Genomic DNA, 18,758 nt, shown 5'->3' on the forward strand with positions numbered 1-18,758 from the left:
GATCGGCGCGCCGACGGCAATCAATGGCCCGCATCGGCGACGCGGGTATGCACCGCGTCGGCTACGCCGGGTTCGTGTTCGGTAGATGCCGGTGCGCTCGGGGTGACGGCGGCGGCAGCACCGGGTGTGGCTGAGTGGGCCTGAGCCTGGGCTTTATCCGCCCGTTCCGCTTTGTCTGCTTTATCTGCCTTGTCGGCACGTTCAGTCCGGTCCTGCCCGCTGTACTCGACGTGCGAGGCACGAATCACTGCGAGCGGCGCGGCCGCAACGGTCGACGCTGCCCGTTCCGCGGCGGATTCCGCTGCAAACGCCGCACGAATCTCGCCCCGGCCGAGGCCGCGTTCACTCTTGCGGTCCGGACTGCGCAAATCCAGCGCGGCCTGCACGCCGGTCACGCCAGGCACGATTTCCGGCTCGGCGTTTTTTGCTGCGCGAGCGCTCTTCGAGCGTTTGGGCTTGGCGACCACGGCCGGCGCCGCGGCCATCACTTCGTCAAGCGCCTTCTTGGCCGCCGCCTGCTCGGCCGCGCGGCGGCTCGCGCCGGAACCGGCCACCTTCACGTCCAGCTTGGGCACCGTACATTCGACTTCGAATTGCTGATTGTGCGCCGCACCATGCGTTGCGACCACCGTGTAGGTGGGCAGCGCGATCTTGTGACCTTGCAGATACTCCTGCAGCAGCGTCTTGGAATCTTTGCCGAGCGTGCGCGGGTCGATGTGATCCAGAATCGGCACGTAAAGGCGCTTGATGACCGTCTGGGCGGCTTCAAAGCCACCGTCGAGGAACACCGCGCCCAGCACTGCTTCGAGCGTGTCAGCGAGGATCGAGGGCCGGCGGAAGCCGCCGCTGCGCAACTCGCCTTCGCCCAACCGGAGGCCTTCGGAGATATTCAGGGCCTGAGCGATTTCGTAAAGCGACTGCTGTTTGACCAGATTGGCACGGACGCGCGACAGATCGCCTTCGTCCAATTTGCTGAAACGTTGGAACAAAAGCGCAGCCACCGCGCAATTTAGGACGGAATCGCCGAGAAACTCGAGCCGTTCGTTATGCGTGGAGCTATGACTGCGGTGCGTTAAAGCCTGGCGCAACAATTCCGTATTGCGAAATTCGTAGCGCAGACGGCTTTCCAACGGAGATAGGGGCATGGGCAGAGTATAACGCGGGCGCCAGACCCGGCGAAAACGCGGGGCGGCCTGCGGAAAAAGCGTGGTGAAGCGACGTTACCGCGTGTTCTTAAAGTAGCGTGATAACACGCCGCGACTAACCTGACCTCAGTGGGGTCACGCGCGCGGCGTGCTGTGCAATCGCTGCACGCGAACTCAGTGGAATGAGCCGATGCGTTTCAGATTGCTAAAGTTCATCCAGATAAAAAACGCGCGGCCGACGACATTCTTGTCCGGCGCAAAACCCCAGTACCGGCTGTCCGCGCTGTTGTCGCGGTTGTCGCCCATCATGAAGTAGTTACCCGGCGGCACCTTGCAGATCACGCCGCGTGCGTTGTACGTGCAGTTATCGCGATACGGATAATCTTCCGCACCGACGATAAACGGCGGCACTGCGGGATTGTTCAGAATCGCGTTCTTGCGGCCGCCCAGATCTTCTTCGAACTGCTTCGCATAGCCCATGCGTTCGTCGTCGAGGTAATCGGGCAGCGCCGTTTCCGGCACCGGCTTGCCGTTGATCGTCAGTTGCTTGTCTTGATAAGCGATCGTGTCGCCCGGCAGGCCGATCACGCGCTTGATGTAGTCGACCGACTCGTCTTTCGGATAGCGGAACACCACCACGTCGCCGCGTTCGAGCGGACGGCCCTCGGTGATCTTCGTGTTGGTGATCGGCAGGCGAATGCCGTACTCGAATTTATTGACGAGGATGAAGTCGCCCACCAGCAGCGTCGGCACCATCGAACCCGACGGAATCTTGAACGGCTCGACCACGAAAGAGCGCACCACGAACACCACCAGGATCACCGGGAAGAAGCTCGCCGAATACTCGAGCCACCACGGCTGACGCAGCTTGTCGTCACGCAAACGGGCGCGCGTTTGCGCCGCGTTTTCGTCGGCGAAACGCTCGCCGACGCGTGCCTGCTGGCGGTCAAACTCGGCGACCACGGCTTCCGCCGCGCGCCGCCGTTGCGGCAGGAAAACCAGTTTGTCTGCGACCCATGCGACGCCCGTCAAAATGACGAGCACAAAAAGAATCAGCGCAAAATTCATAGGGTTCCGTTGTTCGTCTTATTTGTCTTCGACACGCAGAATCGCGAGGAAAGCTTCTTGCGGAATCTCGACCGAGCCCACCTGCTTCATTCGCTTCTTGCCTGCCTTTTGCTTTTCCAGCAGCTTCTTCTTCCGGGAGATATCGCCGCCGTAGCATTTTGCCAGCACGTTCTTACGCAACGCTTTAATGTTTTCGCGCGCAATGATGTTCGCGCCGATGGTGGCCTGAATCGCCACGTCGTACATTTGCCGCGGAATCAGTTCGCGCATTTTCGCGGCCACTTCGCGGCCGCGATACTGGCTTTGTGAACGGTGCACGATGACCGACAGCGCGTCCACCTTGTCGCCGTTGATCAGCATGTCGACCTTCACGACATCCGCCGCGCGGTATTCCTTGAACTCGTAATCCATCGACGCATAGCCGCGCGAAATCGACTTCAGACGATCGAAGAAATCGAGCACGACTTCGCCCATCGGGATTTCGTATGTGAGCTGAACCTGACGGCCGTGGTACTGCATGTTGATCTGATTGCCGCGCTTTTGCGTGCACAGCGTGATCACCGCGCCGACGTAGTCTTGCGGCATGTACAGATTCACGGTGACGATCGGCTCGCGCACTTCTTCGATCTTGGACGGCTCCGGCATCTTGGCCGGATTTTCGACCATCAGGATCGTGTTGTCGCGTTGCAGGACTTCGTACACCACGGTCGGCGCCGTGGTGATCAGGTCCATGTCGAACTCACGCTCGAGACGTTCCTGCACGATTTCCATATGCAGCAGCCCGAGGAAGCCGCAACGGAAACCGAAACCGAGCGCCTGCGACACTTCCGGCTCGTACTGCAGCGACGCGTCGTTCAGCTTGAGCTTTTCGAGCGAGTCGCGCAGCGCGTCGTACTGGTTGGCTTCGACCGGATAGAGGCCGGCGAACACCTGCGGCTTCACTTCCTTGAAACCGGGCAGCGGCTCGGTTGCGGGACGATTCACCAGCGTGACGGTGTCGCCCACCTTCGCCGCGGCCAATTCCTTGATGCCGGCGATGATGAAACCCACCTGCCCGGCCGACAACGATTCAAGATTCTTCGACTTCGGCGTGAACACGCCGATATGCTCGACCGGGTACTGCGCGCCGGTCGCCATCATGCGGATCTTGTCTTTCGGACGCAGCGTGCCGTTGACGATACGCACCAGCATCACGACGCCGACGTAATTGTCGAACCACGAGTCGATGATCAGCGCCTGCAGCGGCGCTTCCGTATCGCCCTTGGGCGGCGGTACTTTCAGGATCAGCGCTTCGAGTACGTCTTCGACGCCGAGACCGGTCTTTGCGCTGCAATGCGTAGCGTCCGTCGCGTCGATACCGATCACGTCTTCGATTTCGGCGATCGCGTTTTCGGGGTTCGCGGCCGGCAAGTCGATCTTGTTCAACACCGGAATCACGTCGACGCCGAGTTCGATCGCCGTATAGCAGTTGGCGACGGTTTGCGCCTCCACGCCTTGACTCGCGTCGACGACCAGCAGCGCGCCTTCACACGCGGACAGCGAGCGGCTGACTTCATACGAGAAGTCGACGTGGCCCGGCGTGTCGATCATGTTCAGGTTGTAGACCTGACCGTCACGCGCCTTGTACGTCAGCGCGGCGGTTTGTGCCTTGATGGTGATGCCGCGCTCGCGCTCGAGATCCATCGAGTCGAGCACTTGAGATTCCATCTCGCGATCGGACAGGCCGCCGCAAATCTGGATGATGCGATCGGCGAGCGTCGACTTGCCATGGTCGATGTGCGCAATGATCGAGAAGTTACGAATATGATCCATTCAGTACCGATCAAGCGAAAAAGGCGCGCTCGGACAATAGCGGAGCACGCCTTGTAAGTAGGTGAAAAACCTATCTATTTTAGCCGAAAAGGCCATCGCCCGGCGCATCTTGCGAGGTCCGGGCGGAAAAGACGGCTTGAGAGAGACGTGAAACCTGGTGTGAATGGCGCCCGTTGGCGCCCTGTTTGAAGCCCCGAGCGAACTCAGGGCGTCGCCGGCGTGCGCGTGATCCGTGCAGCCAGCGCCTCGCGAACCCGTGTGACGTCGAGGTGATAGTGGCACAGTTCGACGCCATCGCAGAGCAGAACCGGCACCAGTTCGTTGTAACGCGCTTCCAGCACCGGATCGCTATCGACATCGACCACTGCTACCTGCGCCCCGAACTCGGCTAGCAACGGCTCGAGCGCGGCGCGCATATCGTCGCACAGGTGGCACCACGCGCGCCCATAGAGCGTGAGTGGTGCCGCCTTCGTCATTTCTGGGCGCTGCTGCGCGGACGGACCGGCACGAACTGCGTGTTCTCGCCGCGACGAACCAGCAGCGCGACCATCTTCGACGGATCGAGGTGCGCGCTCAGATCGTCGAACTGCTTCGCGCTCGTGATGTCCGTATCGCCCACCCGCAGAATGATGTCGCCCTTCTGCAGGCCGACGCGCGCGGCCGGACCGTCAGCCGCATCGACCTGCACGCCGTTGTGCAGCTTCAGCGACTTCAACTGGTCGGCCGGGATATCGCTGACGGCCAGACCCAGCACGTTGGTCGCGCGCTGCTTCGGCGGCTGCGGCTTCTTCTCATCCGCCTTGGTGGTCTTGTCCGGTTGCATCTCGGCGATCGTGACCGGCAGGTCGCGCGTCTGACCCTTGCGCCAGATCGTGATCGTGGATTTAGTGCCCGGCTTGGTGTCGCCGACCATGCGCGGCAGATCCGTAGCCGTATCCACCGAATGGCCGTTGAACTTCAGGATGATGTCGCCCGGCTGCACGCCGGCCTTGTCCGCCGGGCCGCCCGGCTCGACGCTGCTGACCAGCGCGCCTTGCGCCTTCGGCAGTCCGAGCGAGTCGGCGACGTCTTTGGTCACTTCGCCGATCGCCACCGCGATCCGGCCGCGCACCACTTTGCCTGACGTCTTCAACTGGTCGGCCACGCGCATCGCCTCGTCGATCGGAATCGCGAACGAAATGCCCATGAAACCGCCGGTGCGGCTGTAGATCTGCGAGTTGATGCCGATCACTTCGCCTTGCATGTTGATCAGCGGACCGCCCGAATTGCCCGGATTGACGGCCACGTCGGTCTGGATGAACGGCAGATAGTCGCCCGTATCGCGTCCCTTGGCGCTGACGATACCGGCCGTCACCGTATTCTCGAGACCGAACGGCGAACCGATCGCGACGACCCACTCGCCGACGCGGACCTTGTTCGAATCGCCGATCGTGATGGTCGGCAAATTGGCGGCGCTGATCTTGACGACGGCGACGTCGGTCCGATCGTCCACGCCGATCAGCTTGGCTTTGAATTCGCGCTTGTCGGTGAGCGTGACGTAGATGGTGTCCGCGTCGTCGACGACGTGCGCGTTGGTCATCACATAGCCGTCCGCCGACAGGATGAAGCCCGAGCCGACGCCGCTGTTCTGTTCCGGATCACTGTTATCCGGCGTGTCCTGGCTGCCGCCACTGCCTCCGCTACCACCGTTATCGCCACCGCGCGGCGAACCCGGCGATTGCGGCGACTGCGGCAACGGAATGCCGAAGAAGCGGCGGAAGAACTCCGACATATCGCCGTCGTCCATACCCGGCGGCAAACCGCCGCGGGCGCTGCCGCTATTGGACACGCGCGTGGTCGTGCGAATGTTGACGACCGCCGGGCCGACCTTGTCGACGAGATCAGTGAAGTCGGGCAGATTGGCCGCGGCAGGAGCCGCCGACGCCGTGTGCGGCATGAGCGGCAAACACGCCGCCACAACCGCGGCCGCGAGGAATTTGCGCACCGAGAAAGTCGTCATATCGTAGCAAGCCGAGGGATTCAGGATTCGGAGGATTACTTCGGAGCTTTGTATTCTATGGCAGACGCAAATTGCTGCAATGTGGTCTGGGGCACTTCACCAAGCAGAGTAATCCAGAAGTCGCCACGGCGCTTCACCAGTACGTGGGTGGCGCCGCTACTGCCCGCGCCTTCCTTGCGCGTGTTGTTCTCGACCGGCTCGACGAACACCGAAATGGCCGCGAGGCCGTCGGAGAACACCGCCTGATCCACCGGAATAGTCGGCTGGCCCGCGTCGCGCGCGGCCATGGGGCGGCGCAATTCACGAATCTTGCGGAAGCCCGGCACGGGCGGCGTGATCTGCCAGCCTTGCGCGGCCATGTCGACCGGCTCGACCGGCGGACGCACCACGGTCCACCCCGCCAGATTACGAATGCCGTTGACAATCCCGGCCTTATCCAACGGCACGCCGATGCGAATCTGCGAGAACGACAGTTGCTCGAGCACCTGACCGCTCGGATCGAGGGTCTGCGCGCGCAGCAACAGGCCGGTTTTCTTGTCGGCCCACAGCTTGTACGCAAAGCGATAGGCGTCTCTCGGATCGAGCTCGATCACCTGACTATCGACGCCCGCGACGCGATCGTCGCCCAGCAGCTTCGGCTCATAAACCGTCAGCACCTGTTCGCCGCTGACTGCCAGCAGCGCCGGGAACGAGTCTTTGTTCTGACGCTTTTCGACCACACACAGATGCCGCTCCGGCACGAACGTGTAGAGATCTTCGTTATGGCGCAGCATTTTGCGCGGCTTGCCGTCGAGGCTTTCGAGCTGCTCGAATTCGCCGTCATTGCGGGTCGCGTAATGCGCGATCCGCGACGTCTGCACGAAATTGCCGCGCTGATAGACGAACGCGCCCTCGTAGTTTTGCTGCTGGGCGGCCTGATGGATGCGATCGAGCAGATCCGCGGCCGTGCGACGGGCGACGAGCGGATCGTCGGTTTGTGCAAAGACCCGCGGTGTAGCGGACAACAATACGGCTGCGCAGAACAGAAATGCCGGCAGCCGCCCCCAGATAGTCGTTTTATTCAACCGCGGAGTCTGCATCAAACTATTGGCCTTGCGTAGAAACTGCGGCAGCGCGAATCAGCGGCATCGAGCCCGGCATGACCGGTTGTTGCGCGAATTGCTGGTGAGCTTCCAGATACTGGTCGAGACTGGCGTCGCGGATGATATTGGCGTCTTGCGCGACCGGCTGAACCGTCGCGGCCGGCACCGAAGCCATGGCCACGCGTTGAAGCGAGTCGCCATGTGACTGGACCGACGCGAACTGCCCCGCGCCCGAACCGCCCGGCACGCCTTGCAGTTGGGGCACGACGATCCAAGTCAACGTAGCGGCGGCGGCCGCCACCGCGAAGGCCGGCACCACACGGCGGCGCAGCGCCAGCAAACGGCGCGCAACCGGCATGGCCGCGGGCGCGAGCACGTGCGGCTCGCTCTCGAGACGCGCGGCGAAACCGCTGAGGAACGCGCTGCTCGTCGCCGGGCTGACCGCCAGATCGTCGGAACGCAATGCGTCGCCGATCAGGTGATAGCTCGACCACGCGGTGCGATCCTCGCTATTTAGCCCGGAAAGAAACGCGTTCAGATTCAGATGCTCTTCGCCGAACAACTCACCGTCGACAAAAGCGGAAACACGCTCGCCGCGCGAGCTGACTTGCGATTGCACCGAGACCGACCCCATGATGCTCCCCATCTTACAAATACCCCGTAGTGACACCACTAATCCAGATATTGCACCCGTGCCCCGTACGGCCCGGCTGGTGTTTACCAGCGCTTGCCTTCAGGTGTGTCAAGCAACGGACGCAATTTTGCCGCAATGGCTTCGCGAGCGCGGAAAATTCGTGATCTGACTGTGCCAATTGGGCAACCCATCATCTCAGCGATTTCCTCGTAACTCAAACCTTCAATTTCACGAAGAGTAATGGCGGTGCGCAACTCTTCCGGCAAAACCGCCATCGCAGCATTGACCGTCTCAGCGATCTGCTTGCTCATCAACATCGACTCAGGCGTGTTGATATCCCTTAGTTGGTCCGCGTCCGAGAAAGTTTCAGCTTCTTCAGCATCTGCTTCGGTCGATGTCGGCGCGCGCCGCCCTTGGGTCGCAAGGTAGTTCTTTGCCGTGTTGACCGCAATCCGGTACAACCACGTATAAAAGGCCGAATCGCCACGAAACTGCGGCAATGCCCGATACGCCTTGATAAAGGCGTCCTGGGCAACGTCTTCCACTTCGGCGGGGTCCCGCACGAGGCGCGAGATCAGCCGGAGAATCTTGCGGTGGTATTTGGTGACCAGAAGCTCGAACGCGGCCTTGTCGCCCTTCTGGACGCGCTCGACCAGCACCTGATCAATTTCTTTTTCGCTCACCTGATAAATCCGTTAACTTAGGGCGCATGGCGGGGGACCATTGTAGCGTCCCCATCAACGATGAGACGTTACTCCGGTAACAGCGGTTACAGTCGTTACAGTCACGCGCCCGCGGCACGCCGGCCCAACACCGCCAGTTTGCGGAAAACGGGACGTGGAAGCGCGTCGGCGCCAAGCAGTAACGTGGCTTCGCGCCCCGGCTCCGGGACGAGCACCAGAATAAGTAGGCGATCGCTCCAATGCGCACAGCCGGCAATGCGCCTCTGCGCGGACGCACTCCCGCTGCGATCCCAGACGGATAGCCCACACGGCCCGATTTTCAGCGCGACGGGCTGCGCCCACTCATGTCTGATTGCGCCAAGCATGAGCAGCACGCACACCGCGAGCGTCAACGGCATGGCCGTCGCTGCGCCAAGATGCGAGGCGGCGCACGCATGAACAGCCCACGTCGCAGTCAGGATGAACACCCCCAACGCAGCGCGCATAACAAAAGAACGCCGCAACGTAATCCGTTGCGGCGCTCCGTCAGGCGTAGCCGATTCGGGGGAAACCGCCGGACGAACCGGCGGTGTCGACTGGCGTATCACCAAACGATCAGACGATCACGCGCGCTTGAAAACCAGCGTGCCGTTCGTGCCGCCGAACCCGAACGAGTTCTTCAGCGCGACGTCGATCTTCATCTCCCGCGCGGTGTTGGCGCAGTAGTCCAGATCGCAGGCCGGGTCCTGATTGAAGATGTTGATCGTCGGCGGCGACACCTGATGGTGCACGGCCAGCACGGTGAACACCGACTCCAGACCGCCGGCGCCGCCCAACAGGTGACCCGTCATCGACTTGGTCGAGTTCACGACCATGTCTTTGGCGTGATCGCCGAAAGCGCGCTTGATGCCGGTGGTTTCAGCCAGGTCGCCGAGCGGCGTGGAGGTGCCGTGCGCGTTCAGGTAATTCACCTGATCGGCATTGATGCCCGCGTTCTTCAACGCAGCCAGCATGCAGCGGCGTGCGCCGTCGCCGTCTTCCAGCGGTGCGGTCATGTGATAGGCGTCGCCGCTCATCCCATAGCCGCTGACTTCGGCGTAAATCTTCGCGCCGCGCGCCTTCGCATGTTCGTACTCTTCGAGCACCATCACGCCGGCGCCCTCACCCAGCACGAAACCATCGCGATCCTTGTCCCACGGACGGCTCGCCGTTGCCGGATCGTCATTGCGTTGCGACAGCGCGCGCGCCGCCGCAAAGCCGCCGATACCCAGCGGCGACACGGTGGATTCCGCACCGCCCGCGATCATCACGTCGGCGTCACCGTATTCGATCAGGCGCGAAGCCTCGCCGATACAGTGCAGACCCGTGGTACATGCGGTGACGATCGCCAGATTCGGACCCTTGATGCCGAACTTGATCGACAGATGGCCGGAGATCATGTTGATGATCGACGCCGGCACGAAAAACGGCGAAATGCGGCGCGGGCCGCGATTCGCGTATTCCGTTTGCGTAGCTTCGATCATCGGCAGACCGCCAATGCCCGAACCGACCACCACACCGATACGCTCCGAATTCTCGTCGGTCACTTCGAGGCCGCTGTCCTGCATCGCCTGGATGCCTGCAGCCACGCCGTAATGGATAAACGTATCCATATGGCGCGCCTCCTTACCGGGGATGTAGTCCTCGATATTGAAGCCCTTCACCTCGCCGGCGAAACGAGTCGAGAAGTTCGACGCATCGAACTTCGTGATATTGGCAATACCCGACTTGCCGGCGACCAGATTGGCCCAGCCGTCGGCAACATTATTGCCAACAGGCGAAATCAGCCCCAGGCCTGTAACAACAACACGACGGCGGCTCACGGTAACCCCTTTTTCATAGATGACAAAAGCAAAAGCCACAGCGGCCACAGGAACGTGCCCTGTATGCCCTGTGGCTGTTAACCGCCCCCGAATCTGGTGCTTCGCACCAGCCCCCCGAAGGGAACGCAAGAAAACTTGGGGCGGCCCGGTGTTTTCTTGAAAGTCGCCAATCGCGCGAAAAGTTGCGCTGTCAACATCGCTGGCTCCTGCACGGCAAAAAGCGCCAACCCTGCTGGCGTCGGCAACCGACACGGCAGGGCGTCATACGCCACCAACGCAGAAACGCAGGCGCGAATGACCTTAGGCCTTGACGTTCGCGCGAGCGTAGTCGATCGCTTGCTGAACGGTAGTGATCTTCTCGGCTTCTTCATCCGGAATTTCCATGCCGAATTCGTCTTCGAGGGCCATCACGAGTTCAACGGTGTCGAGCGAGTCGGCGCCGAGGTCGTTCACGAACGAAGCTTCGTTCTTGATCTCAGCTTCTGCAACGCCCAGTTGTTCTGCGACGATCTTCTTGACGCGCTGTTCGATATTGTCCATTACCCCTCCAAGGGAAAAGAAGTTCAAAAATACAGGTGCGCGCATTTTATCAGGTTTGACCCGGCAAAAAAGCGGCGCATCGGGTTGCTGTCAAGGCATGCGCCTTACGCTTTTGCAAACGCATCAAGGCGCGGATAGTAACCGAATTTGGTTACGACATGTACATTCCGCCGTTCACATGCAAAGTCGTGCCGGTGATATAGCCCGCTTGGGGCGATGCCAGGAACACGACAGCGTGCGCGATATCTTCCGGGCTGCCCAGACGGCCGAGCGGAATTTGCGCCTTCAGCGCCGTTTGCTGCTCTTCCGGCAGGGTCTTGGTCATGTCGGTATCGATGAAGCCCGGCGCGACGCAATTCACGGTGATGCCGCGGCTGCCGATCTCGCGTGCCAGCGCGCGCGTCATGCCCGCCACGCCCGCTTTCGCGGCCGCGTAGTTGACCTGCCCCGCGTTGCCGGCCGAGCCGACCACCGACGTGATGTTGATGATGCGGCCACCTCGCGCCTTCATCATGGGGCGCAGCACCGCGCGCGACAAACGGAAGACCGACTTGAGGTTCGTGTCGACCACCGCGTCCCAATCGTCGTCCTTCATACGCATGGCCAGCTGGTCCTGCGTGATGCCGGCGTTGTTCACCAGCACGTGCAGCGCGCCGAACTCCTTCACCGTGCCGTCGATCAGCGCTTCGGCCGCGGCCGCGTCATTGACGTTGAGCACCGCGCCACGACCGTTCACGCCGGCCGCGTTAAACGCTTCCGTGATCGCGGCCGCGCCGCTTTCGCTGGTCGCCGTGCCGATGACCGTCGCGCCCTGGCGCGCCAGTTCCATCGCGATCGCACGGCCGATGCCGCGCGATGCGCCCGTCACGATTGCGATCTGCTTGTCGAGAGTCTTTTCCATCTGTCAGTCCGAATGCCCTTCGGAGGGCTGATTGATTGCTGATGCAGCGTCCTGATGCCGCGCTTCGGCGCCCGTTGCCGGGCACCTTGCGAAGCGGCGTTCAGCCTGCCGTCACGAGCTTGAGCGTTTCTTCGAGCGAAGCCGGATCGAACACCGAAGCGCCGATCAGATTGCCGTCAATACGCTTGGTCAAACCCGCAAGGACCTTGCCAGGACCGCATTCGATCACATGCGTGACGCCCTGAGCCGCGATCGCCTGTACGCTTTCGACCCAGCGCACCGCACCAGCCGCCTGGCGCACCAGCGCATCTTTGATCTGAGCCGGCTCGTTGACGATGGCGACGTCGACGTTATTGATGACCGGAATCGCCGGCACCAGCACGTTGACGCTGGCCAGATACTCGCGCAGTTGGTCCGAAGCCGGCTTGAGCAGCGACGAGTGGAACGGCGCCGACACCGGCAGCGGCAACGCACGCTTGGCGCCCTTCGCCTTGGCGACTTCGCAGGCCTTCTCGACCGCCGCCTTGTGGCCCGCGATCACGACTTGCGACGGCGCGTTGAAATTGACCGCTTCCACGACACCCGCAATCGACGCTTCGGCGCACACTGCGCGAACCGTGTCGTCGTCGAGGCCGAGAATCGCGGCCATGCCGCCTTCGCCGACCGGCACCGCCGTTTGCATGGCTTGCGCGCGGAAGCGCACGAGCGGCACGGCGTCGCGGAACGCGAGCGCGCCGGCAGCAACCAGCGCCGTATATTCGCCGAGGCTATGACCGGCGACGATCGCCGGCTGCGGGCCGCCCGCCTGCTGCCACGCGCGATAAATCGCGTATGCGGCGGTCAGCATGACCGGCTGGGTATTGGTGGTGAGATTCAGATCTTCGACCGGGCCTTCGGCGATCAGCTTGCCGAGGTCCTGATTGAGCGCGTCGGAGGCTTCCTGAACCGTCTCGCGCACGATCGCGTGATCGGCGAATGCGTTGAGCATGCCGACCGTCTGCGAACCCTGCCCAGGAAAAACGAACGCAAATTTCATAACGTCCCCAAAATCGATTGAGTCAGATGTGGGTGGCGCGCGGCGCGGACATCAAACGATATCGCGCCGGCGCACTCGGGCGCCACTAGCGGCGCCCCGGCGTGTCGCCGCTATCAGTAGCGAATGACCGACGCGCCCCACGTGAAGCCGCCGCCGACGCCTTCGATCAGCACGTTCTGGCCGCGCTTGATGCGGCCGTCGCGCACCGCAACGTCGAATGCGAGCGGAATGGACGCAGCCGACGTATTGCCGTGCTCGCCCACCGTGACGACCATGCGTTCCTGCGGCAAGCCGAGCTTGCGGCAAGTGCTCTGCATGATGCGGATATTGGCCTGGTGCGGAATCAGCCAGTCGATCTGCTCGGCCGACAGATTCGCCTTGGCGAGCGCCTCGACCGCGACCTTTTCGAGCACGTTGACGGCGAGCTTGAACACCGCCTGGCCGTCCATATGCAGAAACGCGCTGCCTTCGATCACGCCGCCGTTCACATTGCCCGGCGTGCAGAGAATGTTCGAATGGCTGCCGTCGGCGTGCAAGGCGCTAGCCAGCACGCCCGGTTCGTCGGACGCCTGCAGGATCACCGCGCCGGCGCCGTCGCCGAACAGCACGCAGGTGGTGCGGTCCTTGAAATCGAGAATGCGCGAGAAGGTCTCGGCGCCGATCACCAGCGCCGTGCGATGCTGGCCGCTGCGAATGAAGCTGTCTGCCGTGGCGACCGCGTAGGCGAAGCCGGAACAGACCGCCTGCACGTCGAACGCCGCGCCGTGGTTCTTGATGCCGAGCTTGTTCTGCAACAGACACGCCGTGCTCGGAAACACGAAGTCAGGCGTGGAAGTGGCAACGATGATCAGGTCGATGGATTGCGGATCGACGTCCGCCGCTTCGATCGCGCGCTGTGCGGCGATCAGCGCGAGGTCGCTGGTGGCCACATCGGGCTCGGCGAAGTGACGCGCATGGATGCCCGTACGGGCGACGATCCATTCGTCGCTGGTCTCGACGCCTTGGCGGGCGAGACGTTCAGCCAGATCCTGATTGGTGACGCGCCCGGGCGGCAGGTAGCTGCCGGTGCCCAGCACGCGGGAATAAATTGTCGATTGAGCCATTATGCCTTCGAGGATTGCGCAGCGTAGGGCTCGGCCGGCTGGCCTGCGATCGGGCTTGCGTGACCCGCACCACTCGCGTCGCGCGCCGCCTGTTCGAGAGAACCCGCGTTCTCTTCCATTGCTCGCGCAAGGCGTTCCAGCACGCCGTTTTTGACGGCATCATACCCGCGTTTGATAGCCCACTCAAACCCGTAGGCGTCAGCCGACCCGTGACTTTTTATCACAAGGCCACGCAGGCCGAGCAGCGCGGCGCCGTTGTACTGCCGGTGATCCACGCGCTTCTTGAAGCGCATCAATACCGGCAAAGCGAGCACTGCCATCACCTTGGTGAGCCACGAACGGCCGAACTCTTCCTTGATGATGTCGTTGAGCATCTGTGCGAGGCCTTCCGACGTCTTCAACGCGACGTTACCCACGAAACCATCGCAGACGATCACGTCGACCGTGCCCTTGAAGATGTCGTTGCCTTCCACGTTACCGTGAAAGTTGAGTGTACTCGCGCGCAACAGTTCGCCGGCACGCTTGATGGTGTCGTTGCCCTTGATGACTTCTTCGCCGATGTTGAGCAGCCCGATGGTAGGCCGCTCCTTGCCTTCGAGCGCCGACACGAGCGCGTGCCCCATCTCCGCGAACTGCAGCAGATGCTGCGGTTCGCAGTCGACGTTGGCGCCCAGGTCGAGCATCGTCGTATAGCCGTCGGGGTTGGGCAGAGCAAACGCGATGGCCGGGCGTTCAATGCCCGACAGCGTTTTCAGCACATAGCGCGAGACCGCCATCAGTGCGCCGGTGTTGCCGGCGGAAACGCAGGCTTGCGCCTCGCCTTCTTTGACGCGGTTCAGCGCAACGCGCATGGATGAATCTTTTTTCTTGCGCAGCGCGACTTCAACCGAATCGTCCATGGCGACGATTTCGGAAGCGGGGACGACGGTCAGCGCCGGCAGGTCTTGTGCCTTCAACTTCTTCAACTGCGCACGAATCGCACCTTCAATGCCAACGAGCAGCAGTTGCGCGTCGGGATGCGAACGAACGAAGTTAACGGCAGCGGGAACGGTCACGGACGGGCCGTGGTCGCCTCCCATGCAATCTATCGTGAGCTTTACTGTCATGGAGTGCGACGAATTTCAGGCGCCCTGCATGGGATCGCAGAAAGCACTAAAGCGCCAGGTGCGACCGACGCAAAAAAGCGGCAGTTGAATGCCGCCTTTTTGCCGAGCCGGGAAAATGTCAAGCGAGCCGATCGCCACGCGAAACGCCGAAGGGCGCAACGCAGTGAACGATTAGTCGTTCTTCGTCTTGACGACTTTCTTGCCGCGATAGTAGCCGTTCGGGCTAACGTGGTGACGCAGATGCACTTCGCCCGTGCTCGGTTCCACGGCCAGCGGCGCTGCCGTCAGGAAATCGTGCGAACGGTGCATGCCGCGCTTCGACGGCGACTTCTTGTTTTGCTGAACTGCCATGACTAACTCCTAAAAATTTTCCGAATTCTAACACAGCCCGATCGGGTCTCCGCCACTGGCCGAATGGCCAATGCGCCCGCATCGCGCAACCACGCAACTGTTTAGTGCTTCTTGTCGTCCGGCTCACCGCGCTTGAGACTTTCGAGCGCCGCGAACGGATTGGGCCGCTCAGGCTCATCGCCCTCGCCAGCCTCGTCCGACTCGGCTTCGTTGCCCTCGCCTTCTGCTCCGGCCACACCAGAGACGAGGCTCTCGTGCACTTCGGGGCAGACTTCGTGCTTGGGCACGACCGGCAACGAAAGCAGCAACTCGTCTTCGATCAAGTCGATGAGATCGAACTGGCGCGAACCCACGATCACTTCGACTTCATCCTCGTCGAGCGGAAACTCTTCGGCTTCCGCCTCAGTGTTGACGATCCGATAAGTTGCGTCGACGTCGAATGCCTGCAAATACGGTGTCATGCACCGCTGACATTCGAGCCATGCGGCGCCGTGAATCGCCAACCTCAGATAAGGCTGCGGACCCTCGGTGCCGTCGTCCTGCAATTCCGGCTGCGTCGTGCCTTCGGCTTGCCAGGTGAACGCGGTGTCGCGGTCTGGCGCTTCTGCCGGGACTTCGTTTAACATGCGCGGCAGTTGCGAGACGCGCACGACACCCGCGGCCTGACGCCCACTCCGCGCAAATTCGAACAGATCGAGATCGTGCGGGTCGGACAGACCAGCAGGGTTGCCAGGATGTTGAGTCATGTGCGCTCCTGCGTCGGCAAGGATTTCGCCGGGGTAAATCGGTTCGCAAACAGCCTGTAAGCACTGGAGATTCGTACACACAAGTTGTACGCACCCAGACCCACCCAGCGCAAGCATACCGATGAAAAGCCGGAAATCATATCCGTTTTGTCTTTTCGAGTCAAACACTTAAGCCCGTACCTGCGCACATTTCGCGCAACCCCGTACGCCCCGCCTCCCTAGCCGTTGATTGACCATGTCAAATTCCCTCAATCGCCCGCCACGCCTGATTCTGGCGTCGAGTTCGCCGTACCGTCGCGAGTTGCTCGAACGCCTGCGCGTGCCGTTCGACGTCGTCGTGCCCGCCATCGACGAGACGCCGCTTGCCGGCGAAACGCCCGAAGTCACCGCGCTGCGACTCGCCGAAGCCAAGGCTCGCGCGGTAGCCGACAAGCTCGGCGCGAACGAAGCCGCGTTCGTGATCGGCTCCGACCAGGTCGCCACTTACGACGGCCTGCAGATCGGCAAGCCCGGCACGCACGACAAGGCGCTCGCCCAATTACAGGCGATGCGCGGCCGCGAAGTGCTATTTCATAGCGCGTTGTGCCTGTTCGACAACCGCTCGGGCGCGGCGCAAGCGCTCGACGTCATCACCCGCGTGCAATTCCGCGACTTGCCGGACGCTTCGCTGGAAGCGTATCTGCGCGCCGAAACGCCGTACGACGTCGCCGGCAGCGCCAAATCCGAAGGGCTCGGCATCGCCTTGCTCGAGGCCATCCACTCCGACGACCCCACCGCGCTCGTCGGCTTGCCATTGATCGCACTGTCGCGCATGTTGCTCGCAGCGGGCTATCCACTTCTGGGGGCATAAATGAGCGGCACGCTCTACCTGATTCCGAACACCCTGGGCGAAGGCGACGCCGACGCACTCGACGCCGTCCTGCCCGCGCCCGTCAGGGCTCGCGCGGCGGCGCTTCAGTATTACATCGGCGAAAACGCGAAAACGACTCGCGCTTTCCTGAAGAGGGTCGGCACGGAACGGCCGATCCAGGACATCGAGATTCGCGAACTGAACGTCAACACGCCGGCCGGCGAGATCGACAAGCTGCTCGCGCCGCTGCTGGCCGGCACCGACGCGGGTCTCGTCTCCGAGGCCGGCTGCCCGGCGGTCGCGGATCCCGGCGCACTGCTGGTGCGGCGCGCGCATGAGCGCGGCGTCAAGGTGGTGCCGTTTGTCGGACCCAGTTCGATATTGCTGGCGCTGATGGCGTCGGGGCTCAATGGTCAGAGTTTTGCGTTTCACGGCTATCTGCCGGTCGACGCCGTTGAGCGGGCGAAACGTCTGCGTGAGCTGGAACAGCAGTCGCGCAAGGGCAAGCAGACGCAGATTTTTATCGAGACGCCGTATCGGAATCGTGCCCTGCTGGACACGTTACTCGCGACTTGCGCGCCGTCCACCCTGGTTTGCGTGGCGGTCGATCTGACGCTGGAGACGGAAACCATTGCCAGTCGAAGCGTGGCCGACTGGAAGAAGAAGCCCGCGCTCGATTTGCACAAGCGACCGGCTATTTTTCTGATTCTGGCCGTTTGATCCGCAACCGATAAAGCGGCAAACGCTCGCTGCAAACCCGCCACAAAAAAAAAGCCCCGCACGATCAGCATTCGATCGTGCGGGGCTTTTCACATCACATCGCACCGCTGGGCATCGCAAACGGCCGATCAGCGCAGGCTCATCTTCCCACCAAGCGCCATGGCATGCACCGCGCCACTACCCACCGCCGCGCCGAACTTGCGCGCAACGCGGTCCGTAATGCTCTCTTTCACCGTGTAGTCGACGATATCCGGCGCCTTGAAGAGATCGCGGGCGACGTAATCCGCGTCACCGAAACCATCCGCCAAGCCTAGCTCCACGCTTTTTTGCCCGGTCCAGAACAGACCCGAGAACATATCCGGCGTTTCATGCAGGCGCTTGCCGCGCCCCTGGCGCACGGCGTCGATGAATTGCGCGTGAATCTGATCGAGCATGTCTTGCGCATGTTCGTCCATCTTCGGCGTTTCCGGTGAGAACGGGTCGAAAAAGCCCTTGTTCTCACCCGATGTGTGCAGGCGCCGCTGAATCCCCAGCTTATCCATCAGACCCGTGAAACCAAAGCTGTCCATCAGCACGCCAATCGAACCGACGATGCTTGCCTTGTCGACATAAATCTTGTCGGCGGCCGCGGCAGCGTAATAGCCACCCGACGCACACATGTCGCCGACCACCACGTACAGCGGAATCGACGGGTATTTAGCGCGCAACCGACGGATCTCGTTGTAGATAATGCCCGCCTGCACCGGGCTGCCGCCCGGGCTATTGCAGCGCAGAATCACGCCCGCGGTGCCGGCGTCGTCGAACGCGCTTTCCAGCGCCGTGTTGATATCTTCGGCATTCGCGTTGGTATCAGCCGAGATTTCGCCGTCAAGCGCCACCATCGCCGTATGACGGCCGGTGGTCGCGACCTTGTCGCCGGAGAAATCGATCGCGCCCCAGACCACCAGCAGCAGCACGATCAGAAACACGAACCGGAAAAAGATTTTCCAGCGGCGCGCCGCGCGCTGTTCGTTGATCGCCGCCAGCGCGATGCGCTCGAGCGCCGCGCGTTCCCAGCCGGGTTCATCGGCAGGCGATCGGGGGCGGCCTGTCAGGGACGGTTCCTTCGGCTCAGGAGTCAAATTGTCGGACATGCGGTGCA

19 protein-coding genes are annotated in these 18,758 nt (G+C 62.1%); 2 read left to right on the plus strand and 17 right to left on the minus strand.

The window, feature by feature from the left end:
* Positions 1-20 precede the first annotated feature (20 nt).
* From rnc to HWY05_RS12370, 16 genes are all read right to left on the minus strand, one after another.
* Complete coding sequence (gene rnc / locus HWY05_RS12295) at positions 21-1,145, minus strand: ribonuclease III (RefSeq protein ID WP_081935686.1); 1,125 nt, start codon at positions 1,143-1,145, stop codon at positions 21-23.
* Between the two features lie 174 nt (positions 1,146-1,319).
* Positions 1,320-2,213 carry a signal peptidase I gene (gene lepB, locus HWY05_RS12300; RefSeq protein WP_035547337.1) on the minus strand — a complete coding sequence of 298 codons (894 nt, stop codon included), beginning with the start codon at positions 2,211-2,213 and terminating at the stop codon, positions 1,320-1,322.
* Positions 2,214-2,231: 18 nt separating this feature from the next.
* Positions 2,232-4,025, minus strand: coding sequence for a translation elongation factor 4 (lepA, locus tag HWY05_RS12305; RefSeq protein ID WP_035547340.1), 1,794 nt, complete (start codon positions 4,023-4,025; stop codon positions 2,232-2,234).
* 203 nt (positions 4,026-4,228) lie between these two features.
* Positions 4,229-4,501: a glutaredoxin family protein gene (locus tag HWY05_RS12310; protein ID WP_035547342.1), complete on the minus strand. Its 273-nt coding sequence runs from the start codon at positions 4,499-4,501 to the stop codon at positions 4,229-4,231.
* Positions 4,498-6,024 carry a DegQ family serine endoprotease gene (locus tag HWY05_RS12315; protein ID WP_035547345.1) on the minus strand — a complete coding sequence of 509 codons (1,527 nt, stop codon included), beginning with the start codon at positions 6,022-6,024 and terminating at the stop codon, positions 4,498-4,500. Before HWY05_RS12315 ends, HWY05_RS12310 begins: the two co-directional genes overlap by 4 nt.
* Before the next feature lie 35 nt (positions 6,025-6,059).
* Entirely contained in the window at positions 6,060-7,103 is a 1,044-nt protein-coding gene (locus HWY05_RS12320; protein ID WP_176058531.1) for a MucB/RseB C-terminal domain-containing protein, read from the minus strand.
* A 4-nt stretch (positions 7,104-7,107) separates the two neighbouring features.
* Positions 7,108-7,740, minus strand: a complete 633-nt coding sequence (locus HWY05_RS12325) for a sigma-E factor negative regulatory protein (protein WP_035549336.1) — start codon at positions 7,738-7,740, stop codon at positions 7,108-7,110.
* 83 nt (positions 7,741-7,823) lie between these two features.
* The gene (rpoE, locus tag HWY05_RS12330) at positions 7,824-8,423 is read right to left on the minus strand and encodes an RNA polymerase sigma factor RpoE (RefSeq protein ID WP_035547347.1); all 600 of its coding nucleotides are present in this window, start codon (positions 8,421-8,423) and stop codon (positions 7,824-7,826) included.
* A 602-nt stretch (positions 8,424-9,025) separates the two neighbouring features.
* Positions 9,026-10,264 (minus strand): beta-ketoacyl-ACP synthase II, encoded by a 1,239-nt coding sequence (fabF, locus tag HWY05_RS12335; RefSeq protein ID WP_035547354.1) that lies wholly within the window; start codon positions 10,262-10,264, stop codon positions 9,026-9,028.
* Positions 10,265-10,564: 300 nt separating this feature from the next.
* Complete coding sequence (gene acpP / locus HWY05_RS12340) at positions 10,565-10,804, minus strand: acyl carrier protein (RefSeq protein WP_004197638.1); 240 nt, start codon at positions 10,802-10,804, stop codon at positions 10,565-10,567.
* A gap of 151 nt (positions 10,805-10,955) precedes the next feature.
* A complete protein-coding gene (gene fabG / locus HWY05_RS12345; protein ID WP_035547357.1) occupies positions 10,956-11,705 on the minus strand; it encodes a 3-oxoacyl-ACP reductase FabG in 750 nt (249 codons plus the stop codon).
* A 100-nt stretch (positions 11,706-11,805) separates the two neighbouring features.
* Positions 11,806-12,741, minus strand: a complete 936-nt coding sequence (fabD, locus tag HWY05_RS12350; RefSeq protein ID WP_176058532.1) for an ACP S-malonyltransferase — start codon at positions 12,739-12,741, stop codon at positions 11,806-11,808.
* Between the two features lie 113 nt (positions 12,742-12,854).
* On the minus strand, positions 12,855-13,844 hold the full coding sequence (locus HWY05_RS12355; protein WP_035547362.1) for a beta-ketoacyl-ACP synthase III: 990 nt from the start codon (positions 13,842-13,844) through the stop codon (positions 12,855-12,857).
* A complete protein-coding gene (plsX, locus tag HWY05_RS12360) occupies positions 13,844-14,950 on the minus strand; it encodes a phosphate acyltransferase PlsX (RefSeq protein ID WP_035547365.1) in 1,107 nt (368 codons plus the stop codon). Before plsX ends, HWY05_RS12355 begins: the two co-directional genes overlap by 1 nt.
* A gap of 171 nt (positions 14,951-15,121) precedes the next feature.
* Complete coding sequence (rpmF, locus tag HWY05_RS12365; protein WP_006051932.1) at positions 15,122-15,301, minus strand: 50S ribosomal protein L32; 180 nt, start codon at positions 15,299-15,301, stop codon at positions 15,122-15,124.
* A 101-nt stretch (positions 15,302-15,402) separates the two neighbouring features.
* Positions 15,403-16,047 carry a YceD family protein gene (locus HWY05_RS12370; protein WP_035547369.1) on the minus strand — a complete coding sequence of 215 codons (645 nt, stop codon included), beginning with the start codon at positions 16,045-16,047 and terminating at the stop codon, positions 15,403-15,405.
* 235 nt (positions 16,048-16,282) lie between these two features.
* Here HWY05_RS12370 and HWY05_RS12375 point away from each other — a divergent pair, with 235 nt between their 5' ends.
* Together HWY05_RS12375 and HWY05_RS12380 are read left to right on the plus strand one after the other, a co-directional pair.
* A complete protein-coding gene (locus HWY05_RS12375; RefSeq protein ID WP_176058533.1) occupies positions 16,283-16,897 on the plus strand; it encodes a Maf-like protein in 615 nt (204 codons plus the stop codon).
* Complete coding sequence (locus tag HWY05_RS12380) at positions 16,898-17,617, plus strand: SAM-dependent methyltransferase (protein WP_176058534.1); 720 nt, start codon at positions 16,898-16,900, stop codon at positions 17,615-17,617. It abuts the gene before it with no gap.
* Positions 17,618-17,745: 128 nt separating this feature from the next.
* Here HWY05_RS12380 and HWY05_RS12385 read toward each other — a convergent pair whose 3' ends face one another.
* Positions 17,746-18,750, minus strand: coding sequence for a S49 family peptidase (locus HWY05_RS12385; RefSeq protein ID WP_035547378.1), 1,005 nt, complete (start codon positions 18,748-18,750; stop codon positions 17,746-17,748).
* Positions 18,751-18,758: the final 8 nt, after the last annotated feature.

This window comes from Paraburkholderia sp. BCC1876, from assembly GCF_902833695.1.
In the GTDB taxonomy this organism is placed as follows: domain Bacteria; phylum Pseudomonadota; class Gammaproteobacteria; order Burkholderiales; family Burkholderiaceae; genus Paraburkholderia.

What these genes read in the sequence shown, in the direction of transcription:
- HWY05_RS12315 (WP_035547345.1), bottom strand. Translation starts at nt 6,024, where the DNA reads ATGACGACTTTCTCGGTGCGCAAATTCCTCGCGGCCGCGGTTGTGGCG.
- HWY05_RS12320 (WP_176058531.1), bottom strand. Translation starts at nt 7,103, where the DNA reads ATGCAGACTCCGCGGTTGAATAAAACGACTATCTGGGGGCGGCTGCCG.
- HWY05_RS12385 (WP_035547378.1), bottom strand. Translation starts at nt 18,750, where the DNA reads ATGTCCGACAATTTGACTCCTGAGCCGAAGGAACCGTCCCTGACAGGC.
- fabG (WP_035547357.1), bottom strand. Translation starts at nt 11,705, where the DNA reads ATGGAAAAGACTCTCGACAAGCAGATCGCAATCGTGACGGGCGCATCG.
- lepB (WP_035547337.1), bottom strand. Translation starts at nt 2,213, where the DNA reads ATGAATTTTGCGCTGATTCTTTTTGTGCTCGTCATTTTGACGGGCGTC.
- plsX (WP_035547365.1), bottom strand. Translation starts at nt 14,950, where the DNA reads ATGACAGTAAAGCTCACGATAGATTGCATGGGAGGCGACCACGGCCCG.
- rpmF (WP_006051932.1), bottom strand. Translation starts at nt 15,301, where the DNA reads ATGGCAGTTCAGCAAAACAAGAAGTCGCCGTCGAAGCGCGGCATGCAC.
- lepA (WP_035547340.1), bottom strand. Translation starts at nt 4,025, where the DNA reads ATGGATCATATTCGTAACTTCTCGATCATTGCGCACATCGACCATGGC.
- HWY05_RS12370 (WP_035547369.1), bottom strand. Translation starts at nt 16,047, where the DNA reads ATGACTCAACATCCTGGCAACCCTGCTGGTCTGTCCGACCCGCACGAT.
- rnc (WP_081935686.1), bottom strand. Translation starts at nt 1,145, where the DNA reads ATGCCCCTATCTCCGTTGGAAAGCCGTCTGCGCTACGAATTTCGCAAT.
- HWY05_RS12310 (WP_035547342.1), bottom strand. Translation starts at nt 4,501, where the DNA reads ATGACGAAGGCGGCACCACTCACGCTCTATGGGCGCGCGTGGTGCCAC.
- acpP (WP_004197638.1), bottom strand. Translation starts at nt 10,804, where the DNA reads ATGGACAATATCGAACAGCGCGTCAAGAAGATCGTCGCAGAACAACTG.
- HWY05_RS12380 (WP_176058534.1), top strand. Translation starts at nt 16,898, where the DNA reads ATGAGCGGCACGCTCTACCTGATTCCGAACACCCTGGGCGAAGGCGAC.
- fabD (WP_176058532.1), bottom strand. Translation starts at nt 12,741, where the DNA reads ATGAAATTTGCGTTCGTTTTTCCTGGGCAGGGTTCGCAGACGGTCGGC.
- HWY05_RS12325 (WP_035549336.1), bottom strand. Translation starts at nt 7,740, where the DNA reads ATGGGGTCGGTCTCGGTGCAATCGCAAGTCAGCTCGCGCGGCGAGCGT.
- HWY05_RS12355 (WP_035547362.1), bottom strand. Translation starts at nt 13,844, where the DNA reads ATGGCTCAATCGACAATTTATTCCCGCGTGCTGGGCACCGGCAGCTAC.
- HWY05_RS12375 (WP_176058533.1), top strand. Translation starts at nt 16,283, where the DNA reads ATGTCAAATTCCCTCAATCGCCCGCCACGCCTGATTCTGGCGTCGAGT.